Here is a 21,524-nt window from a genome sequence, read left to right as displayed (position 1 = left end):
CAACCTCGCTACTCCTGCTTCACGGTTGGCGAGCCGAAATAACTCGTATAAATAATCATAAAGTTACGGTTTCCGTATGACGAGCACTCGTCTCCCGTACCTGTTCCTGCAGCTAAAGCGGCTGCATTCGGCTGATAAGGCGTGTAAATGTAGAGCACTGCTGTAGCGTCATTGTAAATATACACGTCGCTTGCACCGCATGCCTCGTTCGGCGAGTACCGCACAGAGTTGAGCGTTCCGGCGTGATAATTATATTGCTTTTCATGGTTGAGATAGTACTTAAAACGGTGAGCGGCGCCATAGACCTGCTTAAAGAAGCCGGCATAGTTCACGTCGCATGCCTCGGTATCTGGGCACGATAGTCCGAGCGCTTTATCCAGCTCTTCCTGAGTAACAGAAGTTTTGCTAATAAGGTTTTGTTCTTTTTGAAGAATGGTCAGCAAAACTTTTTGACTGATTCCGCAGGCACGCGCGGACGCATCGATAATCTGAGCAACCGAAGCAGTACCTGAGTCAGGGGCTGTATATGCGGAGCACTCGTTATCGGCATTTTGTGACGTAACAGGTACCGTTAAATTTTTTAAGCACAAATCTCCGCTGCAGTTCGCGCCTTTCTCCTCAAGGAAAGACTGTATTTCTGCAGTCGTCATGGAGTCGGAATCAAAAAACTGCTCGTCTGAAATAATGTAGCCGGGGTCGAAACTGTATTTAGTGTACAACGCGGTTTGTGAGTTTTGTGCTCGTTCGACCGCTTGCTGCCACGCGATAAGCTTTGACAAGCCAAACGCGAGAGCGCAGATGAGTGCTGCCGCGAAACACCATAAGGCAAGGGTGTGAGCAGACTTAGAGGACAAGGTCGAAGTTTTCTGAGCCATAATGCACCACTGTAGCGCAAAAGTGCATTTTGTTGCACGTCCCTATACACTAAAACATGGGAAATGTTCATATGTACTTCACATATACTACTTTCTCAATACATGTGCTCATGCAAAGGACAAGACAATGGTTCAGATTCGTAAAGCTGCCGAGCTCAGCGAAAACACGCCACTTCAAGCCGATGTTGTTATTGTTGGCGCTGGCTTATTCGGTTTGGTTACAGCTCAGCAGATTATTGAGCACACCGATAAAACCGTTCATATTATTGATATTCGTGACCATATTGGCGGTAACGCTTACTCCTACTTTGACAAGGAAACAGGAGCAGAAATTCACAAGTACGGCGCACACCTCTTCCACACCTCGAACGAGCGCGTATGGAATTATGTGAACCGCTTTACTGAGTTCACCGATTATGTGCATCGCGTCTACACCACGCACAAGGGCGAGGTTTTCCCGCTGCCGGTAAATTTGGGCACGATTAATCAGTTCTTCCGCGCCGCGTATACGCCGGCTCAGGCTCAGAGAGTGATTGAGGAGCAGGCTGGCGAGTTCGCGCATATTGAGCCGAAAAATTTGGATGAGCAGGGCAAGAAGCTTATCGGCGAGCCGTTGTACAACGCGTTTATTCGCAACTACACCGGCAAGCAGTGGCAGACCGACCCTAGCGAGTTACCAGCCAGTATTATTCGCCGCTTGCCTGTACGTTTTAATTACGACAACCGTTACTTTAAGGACACCTGGGAAGGCTTACCTAAGGACGGTTATACCGCTTGGTTTGAGCGCATGATTGATGATCCACGTATTACTGTGACCTTAGGCGTTGACTTCTTCGACGAGAACCAGCCATATAACAAGGCTGCTTTGGTAGGAACGGTTCCTGTTATCTACACTGGCCCAGTTGATAAGTACTTCAACTATGAGCTAGGTGAGCTTAAGTGGCGTACAGTTGATTTTAAGGAACAGCGTTACGATGAAGCTGACCACTTCGGTGTTCCAGTAATGAACTATGCTGATTCAGATGTTCCATACACTCGCGCTATTGAGTTTAAGAATTTTAATCCAGAACGTCGCGACCAGCAGAATCCTCATAAGACCGTAGTCTGGGAAGAATACTCGCGCTTTGCTAACAAGGATGACGAGCCATACTACCCAATCAACACCGAAGCCGATAAGCAACTGTATGCTCAGTATAAAGCTAAGGCAGAAGATGAGCCATCTGTGGTCTTTGGCGGTCGTTTAGGAACCTACGCTTACTACGATATGCATCAGGTGATTAACACTGCTTTGATTGCTTTTGAGAAACAGGTAGAGCCTTTACTCAACGCATAAAAACTACGAAATACAGAAAAAGTCCTCGTATCTTTCATTCCTGAAAAATACGAGGACTTTTTTACGAGTACACACTATCATATTACTGAGCGATAGGATTTTCACTCAGACCAATCTGTTCCTCAATGATATAACGTGGACGATGTTTAACTTCCGTGTAAATTTTACCAATGTACTCCCCCAATATACCTAAGGCAAAAAGGATACAGCTTCCTAGCAGCCAGACAGATGCCATTATTGATCCCCAACCAGCAACAGCTTTCCCTTCAAAAACGGATGTAATCGTATATATCAGAGCAATAATAGAGACAAAAAATGATAGAACACCCAAACACGAAATTAAGCGTATTGGCTTAACTGAGAAAGAAGTAACTCCCTCTAGTGCAAACGCAATCATTTTACCTAACGGATATTTGGATTCACCAGCTTGACGGGCAGCACGCTTATAGAATACTCGAGCTGAGTTAAATCCTAAATCTGGCACTAAACCGCGCAAGAACAAATTAGATTCCTGATACTGGGATAATGCACTAATAACAGGTGCACTCATCAATCTAAAATCGGCATGATCAGGAATAGTTTGCGTTCCCAACCACGACATCATTCGATAAAACATATGCGCAGTTCCACGTTTAAATGCCGTATCAGTGTCACGATTATTACGAACACCATATACAATATCTACACCTTCGTGATAAGCATCAATCATCGATTCAATTGCTTCTGCATCATCTTGCAAATCTGCGTCTATAGAGATTGCACAGTCACATCCGAAATCTTTCGCCTGCATTAGTCCTGCATACACGGCATTCTGATGCCCTTTATTATGGGCAAACTTAATCCCTGCAATGTCATGCTTATATGTTTTTTCTAGAGTTTTCACTTTCTCCCAAGTATCATCTCGAGATCCATCATCAACAAAAAGCACCCTACTCCGCGCATGAATTTTCTTTTTATTGCGTAGCTGTGCAATCTTACTTACTAAGACACGGGCACTCTCATCGATAACCTCGGACTCGTTAAAACACGGCACAACGATTACGCAAATCGGTGCAATATTTTGCTTTTCCTTCTCCATGACGTCGCCAATTACTCCCTTACATGGAATATAAATTCTTTTGCCTTGTTCCAACTATATCAAGTCGATGTAATCTAATTTCACACTTACCAGTAAAATATATTGAATAGTAACATTTCCTCAGACTTAGATTCAAGAAAGAGTTGTTATGCAAGACAATCTTAATACATGCATAAATAAGATGCATGAAAACAATTGTAGCGATACAGCTATTATGCAATTTGAGAGGATGTATAAAGTTTGGCAAGAAGATGATGCTGGCTGGATGCGTGAAGAGGATTTCCTTCCTTTAAGTCTTACAAATGTTCCTGCCGTGTCAGATATTTATGACTCTATGCCATCGCATGTTGCTCATTCGGCATTAGCAAAAACGGCAATCATTAAGCTTAACGGTGGATTAGGTACTTCCATGGGGCTAGATGGTCCCAAATCTCTTCTCCCTGTACGCAGGCATAAAGCTCGTCGCATGCGTTTTATTGATATTATTCTCGGACAAGTTATTAGTAAACGCGAACAAGATAAGGTTCAGTTGCCGTTACTCTTTATGAATTCTTTCCGCACTTCAAAAGAATCTTTGAATGTTGTGAATCATAATCGTCGTTTCCACCAATCTGATATACCAATAGAGATTATTCAGCACCAACAACCAAAAATTATTTCTCACAACGGCAAGCCCGTTACCTTTGATTCACAACCAGATTTGGAATGGTGTCCGCCAGGCCATGGCGATGTATATTCCACGTTGTGGGAATCAGGTATCCTCGATGTATTACAGTCGCACGGCATTGAATACATCTTCATTTCTAACTCAGATAATCTAGGCGCACGCCCCTCTAGTATTATTGCAGGGCATTTTGCCCAGTCTAAGACTGATTTCATGGTGGAAGTATCAAAAAAGACACCCGCCGATAGAAAAGGCGGACATTTTGTTATTAATAAACAAAGTAATCGCCTTAATCTTCGTGAAATGAGCCAAGTCCATCCAGACGATAAAATTCAAGCCTTAGATGAAAATATTCACCCATATTTTAACACCAATAATATTTGGATACGCATTAGCGCTCTGAAAAAAATCCTCAAAAAATACAAGGGGGTTCTTCCCCTGCCTGTTATACGTAATAATAAGAATGTTGACCCTACAAACCCTTCTAGCGCTCATATCGTACAACTAGAAACAGCTATGGGTGCTGCTATTAGCCTCTTCGAGAATTCCACCTGTATCGAAGTAGATAGGTCACGATTCTTACCGGTAAAAACGACTGAGGATCTTTTTATTCTACGATCTGACCGCTTCCATTTAACTGATTCCTATGAGTTAGAGGACGGAAATTATATTTTTCCTAATATTTCCTTGGACCAGCGCTACTATAAAAATATTCAAGATTTTAACGAGCGTTTTCCTTATGGTGTTCCATCTCTGGCTGCGGCCGCAAGTGTAACAATTGAAGGAGATTGGACTTTCGGACAAGATACACATTGTTTTGGTAGAGCTCATCTTCAAGATTTAGGTCAAGCCTCCTACGTCCCCAATGGCGAATACATTGGTCAACATGGTATTGAACCTAATGAGTGGCTCCATTAATCAATATAATGAGTATGGCAGCACTTTTATTCAAGCACTGCCATACTTTTATTCATTACGGTTTAAGATATTCTTTTAAAATACCATTGCTGATTTCCGGCATAAGGTGCTTTAGTATAAACAATCACCTTGGTACCAGACTGAACGTGACCACCGTAAATATCTAGAACTAAACTACTTGACAAAGCGGACTCTATCGTAAATGAACCATTGGCTTGCTTTACAGGTTTCCATAATTGGTTCCTCGCATCTTGACGGTCAGAATAAATAATTGTATCGGTACCTGCGCGAGAAAACTCTCCATATACATCTAATGGTTTACCTGAATTTACATCAAATAACTTTATATACCCATTCTTCTGATTAACAACACGCCATTGCTGATTCTTTGAACCATTCCTTGCTGTATAAACGTCTACAGCTGTGGCATCATTTTTAAATGCACCATACACATCAAGCGTAATATTTCTGTGAGTATTGTTTTGAATGCTATATATACCATTAGGGATAACATCCTGATTTTCAGGATAGACTGCCCAGAATTGGTGTGATGCAAAGGACGGATCAGCAGTACGAATACTTGTATCTTGGTATGCACGACCGCCGTAGACTTCAATATTCTTGGCCGATAAGACGGAGGAAAACGCCACCTGATTGTTCGCATTAAAGATTGCTGCCCAACGTTGCCAAGCACTTGATTTATTCGCGTACAAGTCTACCGGTGTGGATACGGCTCGGGACGCACCATAAATATCTACGACATACCCAGTGCTAGAATTCTGTATGGTATATATACCATTACCAACTTCAAACAACTTATATTTCTGATCTGCGCTAGATTTATAGTTGCCCAATTTGAGTTGGGCGCCCAATGTAGCTTTGCCAGATGCAGCAGAAACAGTCATGTTGCCATTAAGAACCGAACGAATTGTTACATCTAAACCAGTAGGCAAAGCTCTCGTAGAAGACAATATGAATCGCTGATTCATATTGCTATGTCCAGGTTCATACAAAATAATTGGTGTATTATCAGATTTGCCCGCAGATTGAACATCCAGAACAAAATTACCCAAAGCACTTTGGATGATGTATCCATTTCCTGCATCACGTATAAACCACCGCTGATTGTTGCCGCCGTTTGGAGACCATAGAATAACACGAGCATTATTGCGCGCTTGGCCAGACTGAACATCTAATGCTAATCCCGAAGCAGAATTAATAATGGTATATGATCCATCAGACTGCTTCACGAAACGATACTTTTGAGACTTTGCGTGTGCGTATCGATGTAGCACAATTGAATTGTTCTGATTAAGAGACTGATTATAAGTATCGATAGATGCTACATCCAACATGCTCGAATTTATGTAGTATTCTCCATCAGGAACCGTCACCTTCGTTAATGAAGAAGCTTGAAAAGCAGAAGACGATGGCGAAGTTTTTGGCTTTGTACCGTTTAAGTTACTAGTATTTTGAACGTTAAATCGATATGCATTCAAATCAACATTCCCGCTAATACCGTTCACAGATCCAGTAGAGGTATACTGCCACCCCTTTTCGTAGGAGTTAATGACAAAACGCGGTGATGATCCGTACGAAGCTACCCAACTAGTACGTGAGTGAATATTAGAGGTATTCAGTACGGATTTTAGGAAACTTGTATATGAGTACACGCTAACTTTTCCATAGCCGCTGAGTTGTACGCTCATAAAGAAATTATTCACAATAGTGTCGTACACTGCCGGACTTGTGGGATGCTTATGCCCGGCGTAAGTCCAATTCTCTAAATCATAAAAAATTGGCATACTCATTTGCTTGGAACTAGTTATCCCAGCCTTCTTTAAGATACTGACAACATTAGAACCTTCAGCCCATGCTTCTGACCAGTTACTCGCGTACGAATACAGATAGACGCCAAAAGGCAGTCCCACTCGTTGAACCTCACGAAGGTTACGCAAAGCTTTTTTATCAGTTGCATCAGTACCATAGCCAATACGAATAATAGCGCCCTGAACACCATCAGCTTTAACTGCGTCCCAGTTAATATCACCCTGCCATTCAGACACGTCAATTACCTTGCTCGCAGGCACCACAAACAGAGAACCATCTCCCTCGAAAAATGCCTGCTGCCCGTTATAACTACCCCACTTAGCACCATAGTTACTTGACCAGTTGCCTACAGAACGAACCGATGGCGCACTTGCTATATACGCAGCTGAACTAGCTTGCAACTGGGTTGGGTCATCTTGCTGAGCACTATTTTCTCTGTCTGGATTCTGAGGCGTATCTTCCTGTTGAGGAATCTCTTCTTCAGAAGTATCAGCGTCGTCAATAATTTCGCGCGCAGCTTCTACCGACACAGGAATAAAAGATTCACCATTAGTACGCGCTAAGGGATCCGGAACCTCCTCCTGCGTGCCTACTATCTTAGGATCAGTTACTTTTTCCCCAGTCTGGGCATACACTAAAGTACCGTCGTCTTTAGCAACGTATTCACTCGATACAACAGTATCTCCATTGCTAATCGAATCAGCAATATCTTCAGGAAGTTTCTGCTCCTGAGCCTGCGCTTCAACAATATCATGTTCTCGCGTAGCATCAGCTTGTTCTGCTACGGTATGTATTGTCGAAGTATTCGATACGTATGTTTGAACTTGAGACGAAAGTTGAGGGGAAAATATGGTAGCTAGGCTAGTTAGTACAGCAAAAAATACTCTCACTGTCTCTCCTCTTGGTCTTAAAAATTGTCACTCATCAATGAAATCCGATAATGAGATATTTTCAAGATTACTGGAAAAGTAATAAAAGATTGTATTCTTTAGCCTTTTTCACACCTCTAATACCTTATCTATGCCAATTCTTTACAAGTCCTTTTTATATAAACACGCCTCGAGCCATATTTGACATATTTCTTTCCCCCGTGCTATTATGAACTCCGTTGTTCTTTGAACACAGTGGAGAATTCGCCTAGTGGTCTATGGCGCACGCTTGGAAAGCGTGTTGGGTTAACGCCCTCACGAGTTCGAATCTCGTATTCTCCGCCACTCAAGCGCTCTTCTCATGAAGAGTGCTTTTTTCTTGTACCCTCCTCTATAATGTGCATAAGTTACAAAGGAGGGTGTATGACCAGCACAGCTCAACCTACAGTTTCGATTATTATTCCTGCTTATAATAAAGAAAAATATATTGGAGCTTGTTTGGACAGCGCCGTTCAACAGACTTTGAATACTATTGAAATTATTGTTGTTGATGATGGCAGCACAGATAATACGAGTGCTATTATTTCTGATTATGCGCACAGTGATTCTCGTATTATTCATCTCGCGCATGGCGTTAATAAAGGACTGCATACCACTCGCCTCACAGGAGTTGCCCGAGCTTCAGGACTTTATACAATGTTTCTTGACGCCGATGACACGCTGGCACTCACCGCTTGCGAAACCCTATATAACTTTGCTTCATCAAGACCTGACGCAGATATAATCCGTTATGGTGCACATGTAGAAGTAGCGGATACAGAAGATTCTTCCTTGGAAACCAGAGTTGAAAGTTTATTTAATGCAACTCTTGGAGACTGCAGCCATGCACAAATCCTCCAGGCATCATTTAGCCCACCTTTTGCGGCATGGGTGCCTTGGAACATAATAACTGCTTTCTTCAAGACATCACTTATTCAAGAAGCATTCAAAAATCTTTCAGTTACAAGACTCAATAAAATCGAGGATGGCTACGAATATCTAGCAATTTGCTCATTGAGTCATAAATTATATTCCTATGTTGAATATCGAGGGTTAAATTATCATTTTGGGCGAGGGATTTCCAGCCGCACCACCGCAAGTTTAGATATTTTTGATCGAGATCAGCATAGCGCTTGGGAAGTGGATCAGGAGGTTCAGGCTTTTTCGACTCATTACAGTTCAACTGAAATTAATTCTGCTGCCCGGAATTTCCACGCACGAGCACTAAAAATCGTCGGTGATGATTTTGTAGAGCGTTTAGCGTCAAATGATTATTCAGAGGGATTACGAATTCTACAAATAACATGGGGAAAGAACGATGCTTATCTTGCCCTTCATTATCACATCAACTCTCATTTATATGACGAACTTACCAAGGATGCTTTCCCTCCCACAGCAAACTTTGCGCTCTGGTCAGACCTTTTTTCCGAAGCAATAGCCGAGACTCATCTTGAGCTGAGTGAGGAGGAGCAAGCAACACACGCCAGCACACTCTATATTCTTGAACAAATTCGTACACGGACTGCTCAGCGAGAAGCAGAGCGTCAACGTGTCATATATGAAGAATCACTCCGTATTTTCAAAACGGGAACAAAAGCTCGATATTATTTTGACAAGTTTATTCCTCTAGGAACTCATCGCAGAGGTTTGGCTCGCCGTTTAGCTAAATTGATACTTCATAGATAGTATTCGTACAGCATAATGGGTGTTCTTTTCTCCTCATAGGGAAAAGAACACCCATAAAACGTTTATTTTACTTTCTAATCCTCGCCAGTAACAATAAACTTGTTATCTGCCACAGATTTCAAATGAGCTCCATACGGACTCTTTCCATAATGTTCAGCCGCTTCGAGTAACTGTTCCTTAGAAATCCATCCATGCTCATAAGCGATTTCTTCCAAGATGGCAATAGGCATACCCTGAGCGCGTTCCACAGTGCGCACAAATTCCCCTGCTTCATACAAAGAATCCATTGTGCCCGTATCTAGCCACGCAAAGCCACGTCCTAGTGTTTGAACGGTGAGAGATCCGTCATCTAAATACATCTTATTAAGATCAGTAATCTCTAATTCCCCACGAGCAGAAGGCTTCACTTGCTTGGCGAATTCAGTTACTCGATTATCGTAGAAATACAAACCTGTTACTGCATAATTAGTCTTTGGATTCTTCGGTTTTTCTACAATAGAGATTGCCTTATGATTTTCATCAAATTCTACGACGCCGTAACGCTCTGGGTCATCAACAAAATAACCGAAAACACGAGCTCCATGTTCAAGAGATGCAGCTTTTTTCAGTACTTGGGTCAGACCGTTTCCATAGAAAATATTATCTCCCAAAACCAAAGCACAGGAATCCCCATCAATGAACTCCTCACCTAGAATAAATGCTTGCGATAAACCATCTGGAGAGGGCTGTACTTTGTATTGGAAATGCACTCCAAATTGTTCACCTGTTCCCAATAAGCGCTCAAAATTAGGCAAATCATGTGGAGTAGAGATAATAAGAATATCGCGGATTCCTGCCATCATAAGCACGCTCAACGGATAATATACCATCGGCTTATCATAAACAGGGAGAAGCTGCTTCGATGTTACTGTGGTTAAGGGGTACAAGCGCGTACCCGAGCCACCAGCTAGAATAATACCTTTCATGAAAGCCTCTTTACCTCTCTAAAAGATGATGAATGTAGGCAGTCAGATTATCTTGCCATGGCTGCGGTGTAAAACCAGTAGCCACTAGCTTAGATAAATCCAAAGTACAGAAACGAGGTCGCATTGCTCCGCCCGTTGTCTTCGCATATTCTTCAACCGAATTCCGATCAATTAATGAGCTATCAGCCCCGACCTGATTGAAAATACTCACTGCAATGCCATACCACGAAGCACTATCTCCAGACCCCGTTAAATTGTACGTTCCATATGGAGCATTCTCATTGAGCAAGTGGAAAATACCATTTGTAAGCTCATCGACAAAAGTTAAGCGTCCAAATTGATCAGCAGGAGCCTGAGCAGTTGTTATACCATTTTGTTTAGATTCCTGCGCTAACGATACCATGCGCGAGACGAAGTTCTTTCCTTCACCTACAATCCAGCTAGAGCGCACAATATAGTGGCGAGGAACATTCGATACAATCGCATCGCCTGCAGCTTTTGTCTGACCATACACACCCAATGGAGCAAAAGCTTCTGTTTCGTTATGTTCTTCTCTTGTTCCATCAAATACATAATCACTGGAAATATGAACGAGGGTAATCTTATGCTCAGCTGCTATTTTGGCTAAATTAGCAACACCAGCCACATTAACTCTCCACGCAGCTTTGCGCCCCTCAGAAGTCTCAGCTTTATCTACAGAGGTAAATGCTGCTGCGTTAATAATGGTGCCGTATAAATCCCAATCATAGTTCTCATAGGCTGCTGAATCTGCAATATCAAATGTATCTGCATCTGCAAACTCGTACCCAGTCAGACCTTTTTCTTGAACATATTTAGAAATAGAGGTGCCTAACTGACCATGAGATCCTAATACCAGCGTGCGCTTAGGCATCATGGGAATAACATCCTTAAGCATAGGATGATTCAAATCAGCTTCAGATCGCTCAGTCTCTTCCAACGGTATAGGCCATTGAATGTTTAATTCTGGATCCGCAAGATTAACAAAGGTATAAGTCTTTTTCTGCTCCATACTCCAGTGAGCATTGACTAAATAGGTATAAGCAGTGCCATCAACTAATGTTTGGAACGAGTTGCCCACACCACGTGGCACGAAGATAGCTTTAGATGGGTCTAAGCGAGTGGTAAATACTTCACCAAAGCTCTTACCAGGACGCAAATCCACCCATGCACCGAATACTTCACCGGTAGCAATGGAAATATATTTATCCCAAGGCTCTGCATGAATACCTCGAGTTACACCACGCATGGTATTAAAACTAATATTATTTTGTACAGGACCAAAATCCGGCAGACCTATTTCTGTCATTTTGGCGCGTTGCCAATTTTCCTTAAACCATCCACGATTATCGCCGTGTACAGGTAAATCAAAAACAACTAAACCCGGAATATTAGTTTGTGTCGCTTTGAGCTCTTTCGAAAATTCTAATACCATGCGTAATTCCCCTAGACCTTACTGGCCCTGCTTCTTGTAACGTGCTTCAGTAGCTTCCTTTGTTTTTTCCCACCACTGCGGATTATCAATATACCACTGAATAGTCTGCTGGAGTCCTGCAGCAAAATCAGTATGCTGCGGAACCCATCCCAATTCAGTCTGAAGCTTTGTCGAATCAATAGCATAGCGACGATCGTGACCTGGACGATCTTTTACATGATCGAAGTCATTTTCATCTTTACCCATAGCTTTAAGGATTTCACGAAGAACGCTAATATTGTTCTTCTCACCATTGGCTCCGATGAGGTAAGTTTCGCCGATACGTCCCTTTGTAAGAATGGTCCACACACCAGACGAATGATCTTCTGTGTGAATCCAGTCACGCACATTCAATCCATCACCATAGAGCTTAGGGCGCACACCCGTAAGAATATTCGTAATCTGGCGAGGAATGAACTTCTCTACATGCTGGTATGGCCCGTAATTATTCGAGCAATTCGAAATTGTAGCGCGCACACCAAAAGTGCGATGCCATGCACGTACAAGCAAATCGGAGCTCGCCTTTGTTGACGAGTATGGCGAAGAAGGATGGTATGGAGTTTCCTCAGTGAACTTTGCAGGATCGTCTAAGGCAAGATCTCCATACACCTCATCAGTAGACACATGATGATAGCGAACATCGTACTTGCGAGCTACTTCCAGTAGACGGTAGGTACCTTCAACATTTGTTTTGAGGAATGGTTCCGGATCTGCAATGGAATTATCGTTATGTGATTCTGCAGCATAGTGCACAATAGCATCCACACCAGGAACAATCTTATCCAATAATTCTGCGTCACAAATATTACCGTGTACGAATGTCACGCGATCTTCTGGTAACCCTGCAATATTTTCGATATTACCTGCATAAGTAAGCGCATCCAGAACAGTCACATGAACTTCAGGATGATTATTCACCACATAATGCACGAAGTTAGATCCAATAAAACCGGCGCCACCGGTGACGATAATGTGCTTTGGCTCAAACAGTTCACTCATAATTTCTATCCTAACTGATTATTTATAGATGCGCGCGCATTACTTCAAAAGCTTCATCAGGTTTACCATCAAAAATCTGATGCGATTTAGAAATCACAATGCATCGATCAGCAAGCGCCTTAATCTGATCTTCGCTATGAGAAACCAACACCATGGTTTGACCTTGCTTTTGCTGCTCCTTTAATCGCATAATGCACTTATGCTGGAAAGCTTCATCCCCCACAGCTAAAATTTCATCAATTAAGAACACATCAGGATCAGAATGTACAGCAACAGCAAAAGCTAAGCGCAAAAACATACCTGAGGAATAAAACTTAACCTCTGTATCCATAAAAGGTTCAATCTCGCTAAACGCGACAATGTCATCATATTTGGCGTCGATTTCTTCTTTAGACATTCCTAAAATCGCACCATTGAGGTAAACATTTTCGCGACCTGTTAAATCTGGCGAAAAACCTGCACCCACTTCAATCAAACCTGCAATAGTGCCACGCACCAAAACCTCACCATCATCAGGTTGCATAACACCCGACATTAATTTAAGGAGAGTGGATTTTCCAGAGCCATTCACACCAATCAAGCCAACGGTTTCACCACGTTTAATATCAAAATTAACATGATCTAAAGCAGTAAAAGTCTCGTTAGGACGACGCTTCGATTTTGGCGTAAAAGCCTTAACAATCGCTTCTTTAATTGAACGATTCACTCGAAAGTGGAAGCGTTTAGATACATCGGATACACGAACAGATACATCATCAGGAAGTACATTATCTGCCACTACTATCACCTACATTTCCTGGGCAAAATTGCCTTCAAGCTTACGGAATGTTATTTCACCAATAATGAGCGCAATCATAGAAATAACTAGACTGGCAATTAAACTCACTGTCCAACCATGCGCAAAAGTAAAGCTTCCGTCTGTTGCCCCCCACCAGAAACCACGATGGAATGCCTCAACAGCAATAGCAATAGGATTTGCCATATATATCTGGAACGCCCACCCTGGAACTTGACTTGCCACTTGATGCCACGTATAGAAACTAGGAGCTAACCACATTGCAACCATAGCGACTAAATCAGTAACATTTTGGGCGTCTCGGAAGAAAACATTAACGGAGCCAAAGAAGAGACCCAAACCAAAAGCAAACATAGTTAAAGATATAAAAGCAACTAAGGCCACTACAAGACCCGCTAAGTCTGCTTTCCATCCCAGAAGAATAGAACCCCCAACGAGAACCAACCACTGAGGAAAGAAATGCACTAAAGAAACGCGCAAGGACGCTAGAGGAAAAAGCTCTCGAGGCATATATATTTTCTTAATCAGCCCCGCATTAGACACAACACTCATCGTGCCACTCATAAAAGCTTCTGTAAAGAAATTTGTGACAATAATGCCTGCAAAAAGATAGACGGGGTAATTTTGTATACCGCCTCCACGCCCGATACCTAAGAAGATTCCCATGGCAACATAAAAAACAATGAACTGCGTAAGAGGCTTCACATACGTCCACACCATGCCCAGCCATGATCCGCGGTAACGTACCCGCACTTCTTTCTGGACAAGTAAATCAAGTAGATAACGATAGCGCGAAACATCGAAAATGCCCCGGCTCCTACCCGGTTGTGAAACAATTTCAGAAGTACCTGCCACGGGGAACCTTTCTGTAGATTTTGCGTGAAAACGCAACTTTACTCCATATAGTTTAGCTCAAGGTACATATACCACTGCTAGACTAGGAAATTATGACAAAGAAAATTTTGGTTACAGGAGCAGGCGGATACATTGGACGTCATGTAGTAACTGCACTTCTGGATGCAGGACATGATGTTGTTGCAGCAGATATTCGCACCGAAGGAATTGACGACAGGGCAACAAAGATTCAGTTTAATCTTTTTGAATCGCAGGATAACATTTTTGAAAAGTTAGGGTCTCCAGATGTGTGCCTTCATATGGCATGGCGTGATGGCTTTAAGCATGACTCTGACGCTCATTTAGCAGATCTTTCCAGCCACTATTCATTTATTGAAACTCTGCTGAATGCAGGTTTGAAGCAGATTGCAGTAATGGGCTCGATGCACGAAGTCGGCTACTGGGAGGGCGCCATCGATGAAAATACACCATGCGCCCCCGCTTCCATGTACGGTATTGCCAAAAATGCTCTACGCGAAGCTACGAAACGTCTAGCTGAACGTTACGATGCCACTTTCCAGTGGATTCGCGCTTACTATATTGTTGGAGATGATGTCCATGGTAATTCCATTTTCTCCAAACTATATCAGGCTGCTCACGAGGGAAAAGACAAGTTCCCTTTCACTACTGGTAAGAATAAATATGATTTTATTGATGTAGATGAGCTAGCGCGTCAAATCGCTGCAACAGTAGGTCAAAATAAGATTAATGGCGTTATTAATTGTTGCACTGGTCAGCCAATGAGTTTGGCTGACCGCGTAGAACAGTATATTCACGATAATAATCTCAGTATTATTCTCGACTATGGTGCTTTCCCAGATCGCCCTTATGATTCTCCAGGCGTGTGGGGAGATGCCACTAAAATTCATGACATTCTTGGGGCATAAAGCGTAACTCTTTTTCTTTGTATTGAGGCTCAGTAATCCATATGGATTACTGAGCCTCAATTTGTATTTTCTATGGTCAACTCTTAGTGAGAACCCTCCCTATTGCTGTTCCGCCTCGTACAATAAACTTTTCTACGTAGAACAAAACAACGGATGCTATAGCAATAATCACGTAATCAAGCAGGAATAAACCGTATATGTGTAATTGAGACCAGTGCATATAGTCGGAGAACAATGCGAATACATCCACAATAATTACATGATGCGTTAGGAAAATCGCATAGGAGAATTTGGATACCCAGTTGACTGGATATTCAATAACCTTCGATGGTTGTCCAATAAGCTGGCAGAGCCATACAAGTGCTAAGAAGAATGCAATTCCTACAAAGGTAACTGCTAATGGCCCAGACAAGAACTCTTTCCACTGTTGCAATATCAAGAAGATCATAGAACCAACACCCACAGCATGTGATACGTGCTTTATGTAACGCACAAAATACATACCAAAAATAATCTCAGGAAGACGCACAGTCAAGAGTAAATCTTGAGGTAATTGCAGAACAGTAAAACTGCTCAGAATAGTCACGACATAAAGAATACCTACAATAACTGCAGTTGGTACAGGATATTTTTTCACTCCTACTCGAAGTAGCGGGAAGATCGCGTAAAAAATAAGAATAAAACCTAAGAACCACTCACCTAGAGTGTAGAAAGTAGACACATGCATATTAGCAACATAACCATCCACCGCAAAAACTGAGAAAATTATTCTCCACCATGGGGTTTGCCCAAATTGCCATCCGCTACGCCACAAATGGAATAGGTTCGCCACTAGAAAAGCAATCCAGAACATAGGGTAAATCGTTAATGCTCTTTTAGAGTAAAAAGTTCTCAGATTAAGCTTTTCCTTATCTCCTTGCGTGTACATGAGTGCAGCACCGGAAATAATCAGAAATAGGGAAACGCCTAATCCTCCAATATAAATTCCAAATGGCGAGTTTGCAAAAACTGGACGAGTTACCAAAAAAGGATTATTAAAATGCGTAATAACAATCAATATAGCTGCAAAAGCGCGCACAGCATCTAGGTAAAATAACCGTGGTCGGCGTGATTGCACTGTTTGGCTCACTTCTACTCTCCTCAATTATTTCGCTTGGCGTCGTTTACGCTGATTATACAAGCGTCGAGCAATGCCCCGTACACCTGGAATTGCCTTAGCAATTCGCTTAAGATTAAGCACCACCAAAGTACGTAGATGGCCGCGGAAACTTTTTCCCCCATAAATTGCTTGCGTTGTTTGATACAAATCAGGACGAATCCATGGGCTAGAAATTGCTTTTGTCAATTCGCGTACTTCGTACTCCAGATTGGTTATCTCTACACGCGCGAATCGTTGGGAGAAGATATACGCTGTGAAAAAACCGTTAGCTTGAGGTACATAACCATATGCACGTTCAATAAAATGTAATAAAGTGCCATCAATGCCATTAGGTTCTGCAGGGAAATCCTCGTAATTCCAATCACGGTCGAGCAAACCATGTAGCGCTTCAGGTCTAAACCAGAACATTGTACCTAACGGAGCAACAACTTCTTTACCTTCATCTAATGGCACTTTCATGGAGAGTGTGTCTTCCATAAATTTCTTTGTGCCTTCAAAATTCGGCCCCCAGTTAAAGGTAAAGCCTGGGAAATACTCGGCATGATTTGGTCCCGTAGGCATAGCCATACCGAGGCGCGGATTAGACTCGAATAAATGGATCACCTGTGATACGTATGCTTTTGACGCTAACATATTTTCAAAGCATTTAATACGGAAACCATCACCCTTAGTGCCGGGAGTCAGTTGCGTTACTTTCTTATCATGCATGAAAGCTACATAATCGTATGCTATTAAATCTTTTCCAGCTCCTACTAGGAAAGCAGAGACATCTCGACCACGATTTTCAATACGACGAATATCTACGTTATACGGCATATCTTTCGTCTTATCAGTAAGTAAATCGATGAGCTCTTGGGATCCCACCGTTAAAATGAGGTCTGATCCTTCTGGCATTGCATAAGCATAGTGTAAGGTTTGATCTACTAAATCTGGGTAGTATATATGCATGACCAAAGCATATTTTTTATTCTCAGGCAAAGACACGGCTAGCTGATCTGGAAGCACAAAATCCAAGTGCAAATTCTTGTGAATATCAGCCATATTCATGCTACGAAGTGCATTTTCCCAAATGAGATCGGTATCAAAATTAGTGTAATCACGCAAATACTCGAATAGTTCCAAGGCTGCTGTGCCAGCAGACTGCGTCATACTATCGGAATACGGATGGAAGAAAGAACGACGCTTGAAAATAGGCATACGCTTTTTTTCAATGAGTTCTTTAGCTGCAAAAGTCACAGGTCCATAAGAGAAGCCTTCCATATCTGAGGTATCTACATATACATCCCATGTAAAACCAAGGTCAGCAAAGCGCTTAGTAAATAATGATTCGTGCATTCCTACTGATTGTGTGTAGTCTTTAATTTCTGGCAAGTTATCCCAGTAATTCTTAAATGCCTCCGATGTGTGCAAAGATTTCCTATATGCATGGAAATGTGACTGAATATGCTCTGGCAAATAGCCAAAAGGACTGTATCCGAAAGGATCTCCATCTACTTTATGGAATTTTGTAATACCCCAGAAGTCTAAGTCTTTCTGCCCCATAGCGTTAAACATTTCAGCAAAGGGATAAACTGGACCCATAATTGTGGCGTTAAATAAAACAATTTCGTCAAAATCCGCTAGCTTATCCCAGCCGTAACTATCAAGTGCTGTTTTATAAGCCCATACGTCTAAGCCTTTATTTTCACGCACAATAATCTTGTGGGAAAACTTTTCAAGTTTAGCCTTACCTTCGTCGTTGAGCTTGCCGTTAACTACCACAGTAAGGTCCGCGAAAAATGGCTGAAAACCCGCGAGTAATGTAGATACATAATCATCTACCACACCTTGTCCATCGTAAAAAAAGAAAATTCCCAAACGATTCACACCGTCAGTCTGCGGTAATAACATAAATACTCCCATAGTGTGCGCTAGAATCAATAAAATAACTATACCAGTGTATGACTCCTCTATGAACACTTCATAAAATGAAGAAAGAAGAATATCAATGACGTACACAACGAACACGCATTCCGTACCTAAAATCAGCGAAGGCGTTAGCCGTCCTGCACACTACTCATGGAGTGGATTTAAAAGTTATGCATGGACTATTCGTTGGGAATTTTCGCTTTCGCTCCTATTTCTCCTTGCATCTTTTGGGCAAAAGCTATTCTCTAATACTCTCTCTATTGACACCCAAGCGATTATTCAAAATCATGATGCACTCTACAAATCCTGGATTCAATTAAGTCGTTACGGCTTTGTTTGGCTAAAAAAAATAGCCGGAACATATTGGTATAACAATGCTTTGTCTGGTTTCTTAACTGTTGTTCTCTTCGCCCTTACAGTTTTTATCTGGGGTTATGTATTTTATGAGATTTCACACCATAAAAAGCAATGGCATATTGCCTTTTTTGCAATTCCTATTTTTGTTTCTCCTGTTATGGCTGAACAATTAGGTTTTCTTTTGCAATCTCCTTCCGTATGCATTGGTATGACTATAACCGCCTTTGCAGTGATGGCTTATGTTAATGCATCCTTCCTGTTATCAACTAGCCATAATACACAGAAACGGCTAGAGATAGATCCGTTATTCTCAAATCTCTTAAAACTAGATAAGAAAGTAATTATTACAATTTATTATTTAGCAGCAGTAGTTCTTCTTGGCGCTGCTTTTAGCCTTTATACAGCACAATTGTCATTATTCATTTCAGCTGTAGCGATGGTTTTTGTATATTACTTCTACGAATCGGAACAGAATACTCGAAAGCAAGAACATTCTATTCGTAACTTTATTATTGTCCCAGCCGTGTTATGTATTCTGGGATACCTTCTGTATGCTCTTGTCAATAAACTGGCGCTCTTCTACTATCACACAGAAACAAGTGACTATGTGAAAGACCAAATACGTTGGGGAAAAGATGGGCTCAGAGTTATAGCAAGAAATATTATTCACCATGCTCAAAGCATGTATTTGGGCGAAAGAATTTATTATTCTGTAGCTTTTACATGCTTAGCCGCCTTTGTCCTTATTGGATTATGGATTAGATTCATACTAAAGAAAACCCCTGCTTCAGTTGCTCTTATTGCACTACCCCTTTTTATTTCTCCATTGCTAATGAACGTCTTGTTAGGTGGCATATCAAGCATTCGTACTGAGTATGTTTATGCTTATGCCTTCGGGTTCTTCTTCATGACTGCCTATGAAATTGCAACTCAATCAACATTACGTGCACCTAAGACTGTTGCTGTTATATCTTGGATATTGTTATTTTCTGTAGGTTTCGTGCAAGGTTCAGTCTCAAATCGAATTTTCTACACAGAACAAGTTATTTACGAACAAGATGTACGATTAGCCGCTCAACTTGCTGAGCGTATCGGAGAGGTTGCTAATACAGAGCATCCTTCAGAACCAGTTGTCTACATCGGTACTCATACTGCCACTGGCAATGCAGATACTTACAAGAGTAATGATTTAGATCTCATCGGTAGATCCGTGATGGAAATTTCATTCAGTACAATGCATGGAGATTCGATCAAGAATCAATTTATGGGAACCCAAGGTTATAGCTTTGCGCTACCAAACGCCCAGCAAGAGAAGGAGGCAGAAAAAGTCGCGCAATCTATGCCACATTGGCCTGCTCAAGGAAGCGTGCAAAAAATCAATGGGATAATTATCGTTAACTTCTAAAATACACTAACTACACAATAGCTTGACCCCTGTTAAAGTTAACAGGGGTCAAGCTATTGTGTATCGGATTGAAAGATGGAATGAGAGCCCTTCACTTCCTAGATTTCTTCTTATAACAGAGGATTTCTCTCTTCAACAACCGAGTGCACTCATCAAATAGCTAAATACGGCTATTATTCGTATATCTTCATAAAACCAGTATTTTTTAAGTAATTCTTTCCAGCCGTAATATCGTATTGAATCAGCTTGTAATCGTCCAAAAGCTGCTTGGTTTGTTCATCAGCCTGTGACACATCCAAATAATTATCCTCATTATCCAAGTACAAAGCCTGACCATCAGGTGTATCTAATGCTCCTTGAACCATAAAGCTAGCTTTAGGCTCCATGGCAGGAACTTTGGCGTGTAGAGCTGTTAAGAACGCAATATAAGGGCTCACCTTAGCGTTGAGATGTTCAGCCAACTAAGCCGTAAAGAAATTAGGAGACGTATACGCACTATTCGTAGCCGTTTGAGCAGCCTGCGCATTATCCACACCAGACGCTTTATTCGACCAAATAAAATAATCAGTCTCATGCAAAGCCACAGAATTATCAGGATCATCAGAAGCAGTCTGATAAATGCCAAGTAAGTGGTCACCATAGAATACCACAGTTACAGGCTTATCTAGAGGATCAAGTTCATTAAGAAAGTCTCTCGTAAATTGATCAGTATATTCGATTCCTTTAGAATAATTACGAATAGCTTCTTGTTCCTTATCCTTTAACAGAAATCCTTCTGCGGGACTAATTTCGATATTATTATCCGGATAGTAGGCATAGTATGGCATGTGGTTTTGCATGATAAAATTGGGAGCCTTGACTAGATTCTTTTAAGGAATTAAGAACTGCAAGATAGGTTGCGTTATCGGCTGCATAAAACGACGATCCGAGACTAAAATTAGGATTAATATATTCTGGATCACTCAACGAATAAAAATGTGAGAATTCGAAATTGTTATATACGCTATTACGGGAATACATATTCGAATAGTATGGGTGGTATGCCAAGGATTCTTGCTCTCCCCACAACTGGTTCACACTCGCCGACCACTTTTGCGTAGGAACCAACTGCTGATACGGAGAACTCAAAGACGGAGCAAAATTACTCATCGACAAACCCGTCAACGCCATATACTCCAAATTAGCCGTACCACCACCATAACCAGACGACAACATCAAACCAGACGTCGTCTTCGATTTAAGCTCACGCACAAAAGGCATCACATCTTTACTCACCTTCAACCCCGGCACACGAGAGGGATCCGAGAAAGACTCCGACAAAATATAAATCACCGTCGAATCCTTCAAACGAGCACTGCGATGCACATTCA

At 41.8% G+C, this 21,524-nt stretch carries 16 protein-coding genes, 1 tRNA gene and 1 pseudogene; 6 read left to right on the top strand and 12 right to left on the bottom strand.

The features are described from left to right. Positions 1 to 8 precede the first annotated feature (8 nt). The gene (locus G464_RS0105840) at positions 9 to 875 is read right to left on the bottom strand and encodes a hypothetical protein (protein ID WP_021617525.1); all 867 of its coding nucleotides are present in this window, start codon (positions 873 to 875) and stop codon (positions 9 to 11) included. A gap of 127 nt (positions 876 to 1,002) precedes the next feature. On the opposite strand from G464_RS0105840, the gene glf reads away from it, so the two are divergent. Beyond that, positions 1,003 to 2,208, top strand: a complete 1,206-nt coding sequence (glf, locus tag G464_RS0105835; RefSeq protein WP_022857108.1) for a UDP-galactopyranose mutase — start codon at positions 1,003 to 1,005, stop codon at positions 2,206 to 2,208. 82 nt (positions 2,209 to 2,290) lie between these two features. Here glf and G464_RS0105830 read toward each other — a convergent pair whose 3' ends face one another. Next, entirely contained in the window at positions 2,291 to 3,286 is a 996-nt protein-coding gene (locus G464_RS0105830; RefSeq protein WP_022857107.1) for a glycosyltransferase family 2 protein, read from the bottom strand. 148 nt (positions 3,287 to 3,434) lie between these two features. Here G464_RS0105830 and G464_RS0105825 point away from each other — a divergent pair, with 148 nt between their 5' ends. After that, on the top strand, positions 3,435 to 4,868 hold the full coding sequence (locus G464_RS0105825) for a UTP--glucose-1-phosphate uridylyltransferase (RefSeq protein WP_022857106.1): 1,434 nt from the start codon (positions 3,435 to 3,437) through the stop codon (positions 4,866 to 4,868). 62 nt (positions 4,869 to 4,930) lie between these two features. Here G464_RS0105825 and G464_RS09120 read toward each other — a convergent pair whose 3' ends face one another. Continuing rightward, entirely contained in the window at positions 4,931 to 7,588 is a 2,658-nt protein-coding gene (locus G464_RS09120; protein ID WP_022857105.1) for an RICIN domain-containing protein, read from the bottom strand. 236 nt (positions 7,589 to 7,824) lie between these two features. On the opposite strand from G464_RS09120, the gene G464_RS0105815 reads away from it, so the two are divergent. Both G464_RS0105815 and G464_RS09115 read left to right on the top strand, forming a co-directional pair. Beyond that, positions 7,825 to 7,912: transfer RNA gene (locus tag G464_RS0105815), tRNA-Ser, on the top strand. Between the two features lie 78 nt (positions 7,913 to 7,990). Continuing rightward, on the top strand, positions 7,991 to 9,292 hold the full coding sequence (locus G464_RS09115; RefSeq protein ID WP_022857104.1) for a glycosyltransferase family 2 protein: 1,302 nt from the start codon (positions 7,991 to 7,993) through the stop codon (positions 9,290 to 9,292). A 74-nt stretch (positions 9,293 to 9,366) separates the two neighbouring features. On the opposite strand, the gene rfbA is transcribed toward G464_RS09115, so the two are convergent. From rfbA to G464_RS0105785, 5 genes are all read right to left on the bottom strand, one after another. Then, entirely contained in the window at positions 9,367 to 10,257 is an 891-nt protein-coding gene (gene rfbA, locus G464_RS0105805; RefSeq protein ID WP_021617519.1) for a glucose-1-phosphate thymidylyltransferase RfbA, read from the bottom strand. Between the two features lie 10 nt (positions 10,258 to 10,267). Next, positions 10,268 to 11,710 (bottom strand): sugar nucleotide-binding protein, encoded by a 1,443-nt coding sequence (locus G464_RS0105800; protein ID WP_022857103.1) that lies wholly within the window; start codon positions 11,708 to 11,710, stop codon positions 10,268 to 10,270. 18 nt (positions 11,711 to 11,728) lie between these two features. After that, the gene (gene rfbB / locus G464_RS0105795) at positions 11,729 to 12,748 is read right to left on the bottom strand and encodes a dTDP-glucose 4,6-dehydratase (protein ID WP_021617517.1); all 1,020 of its coding nucleotides are present in this window, start codon (positions 12,746 to 12,748) and stop codon (positions 11,729 to 11,731) included. 22 nt (positions 12,749 to 12,770) lie between these two features. Beyond that, positions 12,771 to 13,430: an ABC transporter ATP-binding protein gene (locus tag G464_RS0105790; protein ID WP_375712276.1), complete on the bottom strand. Its 660-nt coding sequence runs from the start codon at positions 13,428 to 13,430 to the stop codon at positions 12,771 to 12,773. Between the two features lie 105 nt (positions 13,431 to 13,535). Then, positions 13,536 to 14,399, bottom strand: a complete 864-nt coding sequence (locus G464_RS0105785) for an ABC transporter permease (RefSeq protein ID WP_022857102.1) — start codon at positions 14,397 to 14,399, stop codon at positions 13,536 to 13,538. A gap of 92 nt (positions 14,400 to 14,491) precedes the next feature. Between G464_RS0105785 and G464_RS0105780 the strand changes: the two genes are divergently transcribed. After that, on the top strand, positions 14,492 to 15,325 hold the full coding sequence (locus G464_RS0105780; RefSeq protein WP_022857101.1) for an NAD-dependent epimerase/dehydratase family protein: 834 nt from the start codon (positions 14,492 to 14,494) through the stop codon (positions 15,323 to 15,325). Positions 15,326 to 15,401: 76 nt separating this feature from the next. On the opposite strand, the gene G464_RS0105775 is transcribed toward G464_RS0105780, so the two are convergent. Then, positions 15,402 to 16,454 carry an acyltransferase family protein gene (locus tag G464_RS0105775; RefSeq protein ID WP_022857100.1) on the bottom strand — a complete coding sequence of 351 codons (1,053 nt, stop codon included), beginning with the start codon at positions 16,452 to 16,454 and terminating at the stop codon, positions 15,402 to 15,404. A 15-nt stretch (positions 16,455 to 16,469) separates the two neighbouring features. Then, complete coding sequence (locus G464_RS0105770; RefSeq protein WP_026472645.1) at positions 16,470 to 18,374, bottom strand: rhamnan synthesis F family protein; 1,905 nt, start codon at positions 18,372 to 18,374, stop codon at positions 16,470 to 16,472. 97 nt (positions 18,375 to 18,471) lie between these two features. Between G464_RS0105770 and G464_RS0105765 the strand changes: the two genes are divergently transcribed. Further along, entirely contained in the window at positions 18,472 to 20,154 is a 1,683-nt protein-coding gene (locus G464_RS0105765; RefSeq protein ID WP_022857098.1) for a glucosyltransferase domain-containing protein, read from the top strand. A 173-nt stretch (positions 20,155 to 20,327) separates the two neighbouring features. Here G464_RS0105765 and G464_RS10350 read toward each other — a convergent pair whose 3' ends face one another. Further along, positions 20,328 to 20,615 carry a hypothetical protein gene (locus G464_RS10350; protein ID WP_022857097.1) on the bottom strand — a complete coding sequence of 96 codons (288 nt, stop codon included), beginning with the start codon at positions 20,613 to 20,615 and terminating at the stop codon, positions 20,328 to 20,330. Continuing rightward, positions 20,616 to 21,429: pseudogene (locus G464_RS10425) on the bottom strand (LTA synthase family protein). Between the last annotated feature and the right edge of the window lie 95 nt (positions 21,430 to 21,524).

The organism is Alloscardovia omnicolens DSM 21503, from assembly GCF_000420505.1.
In the GTDB taxonomy this organism is placed as follows: domain Bacteria; phylum Actinomycetota; class Actinomycetes; order Actinomycetales; family Bifidobacteriaceae; genus Alloscardovia; species Alloscardovia omnicolens.
The sequence above is the reverse complement of the archived record's forward strand: the minus strand, read 5'-3'. Positions and strand labels throughout refer to the sequence as shown.

What these genes read in the sequence shown, in the direction of transcription:
- G464_RS0105840 (WP_021617525.1), bottom strand. Translation starts at nt 875, where the DNA reads ATGGCTCAGAAAACTTCGACCTTGTCCTCTAAGTCTGCTCACACCCTT.
- glf (WP_022857108.1), top strand. Translation starts at nt 1,003, where the DNA reads ATGGTTCAGATTCGTAAAGCTGCCGAGCTCAGCGAAAACACGCCACTT.
- G464_RS0105830 (WP_022857107.1), bottom strand. Translation starts at nt 3,286, where the DNA reads ATGGAGAAGGAAAAGCAAAATATTGCACCGATTTGCGTAATCGTTGTG.
- G464_RS0105825 (WP_022857106.1), top strand. Translation starts at nt 3,435, where the DNA reads ATGCAAGACAATCTTAATACATGCATAAATAAGATGCATGAAAACAAT.
- G464_RS09115 (WP_022857104.1), top strand. Translation starts at nt 7,991, where the DNA reads ATGACCAGCACAGCTCAACCTACAGTTTCGATTATTATTCCTGCTTAT.
- rfbA (WP_021617519.1), bottom strand. Translation starts at nt 10,257, where the DNA reads ATGAAAGGTATTATTCTAGCTGGTGGCTCGGGTACGCGCTTGTACCCC.
- G464_RS0105800 (WP_022857103.1), bottom strand. Translation starts at nt 11,710, where the DNA reads ATGGTATTAGAATTTTCGAAAGAGCTCAAAGCGACACAAACTAATATT.
- rfbB (WP_021617517.1), bottom strand. Translation starts at nt 12,748, where the DNA reads ATGAGTGAACTGTTTGAGCCAAAGCACATTATCGTCACCGGTGGCGCC.
- G464_RS0105780 (WP_022857101.1), top strand. Translation starts at nt 14,492, where the DNA reads ATGACAAAGAAAATTTTGGTTACAGGAGCAGGCGGATACATTGGACGT.
- G464_RS0105770 (WP_026472645.1), bottom strand. Translation starts at nt 18,374, where the DNA reads ATGTTATTACCGCAGACTGACGGTGTGAATCGTTTGGGAATTTTCTTT.
- G464_RS0105765 (WP_022857098.1), top strand. Translation starts at nt 18,472, where the DNA reads ATGACGTACACAACGAACACGCATTCCGTACCTAAAATCAGCGAAGGC.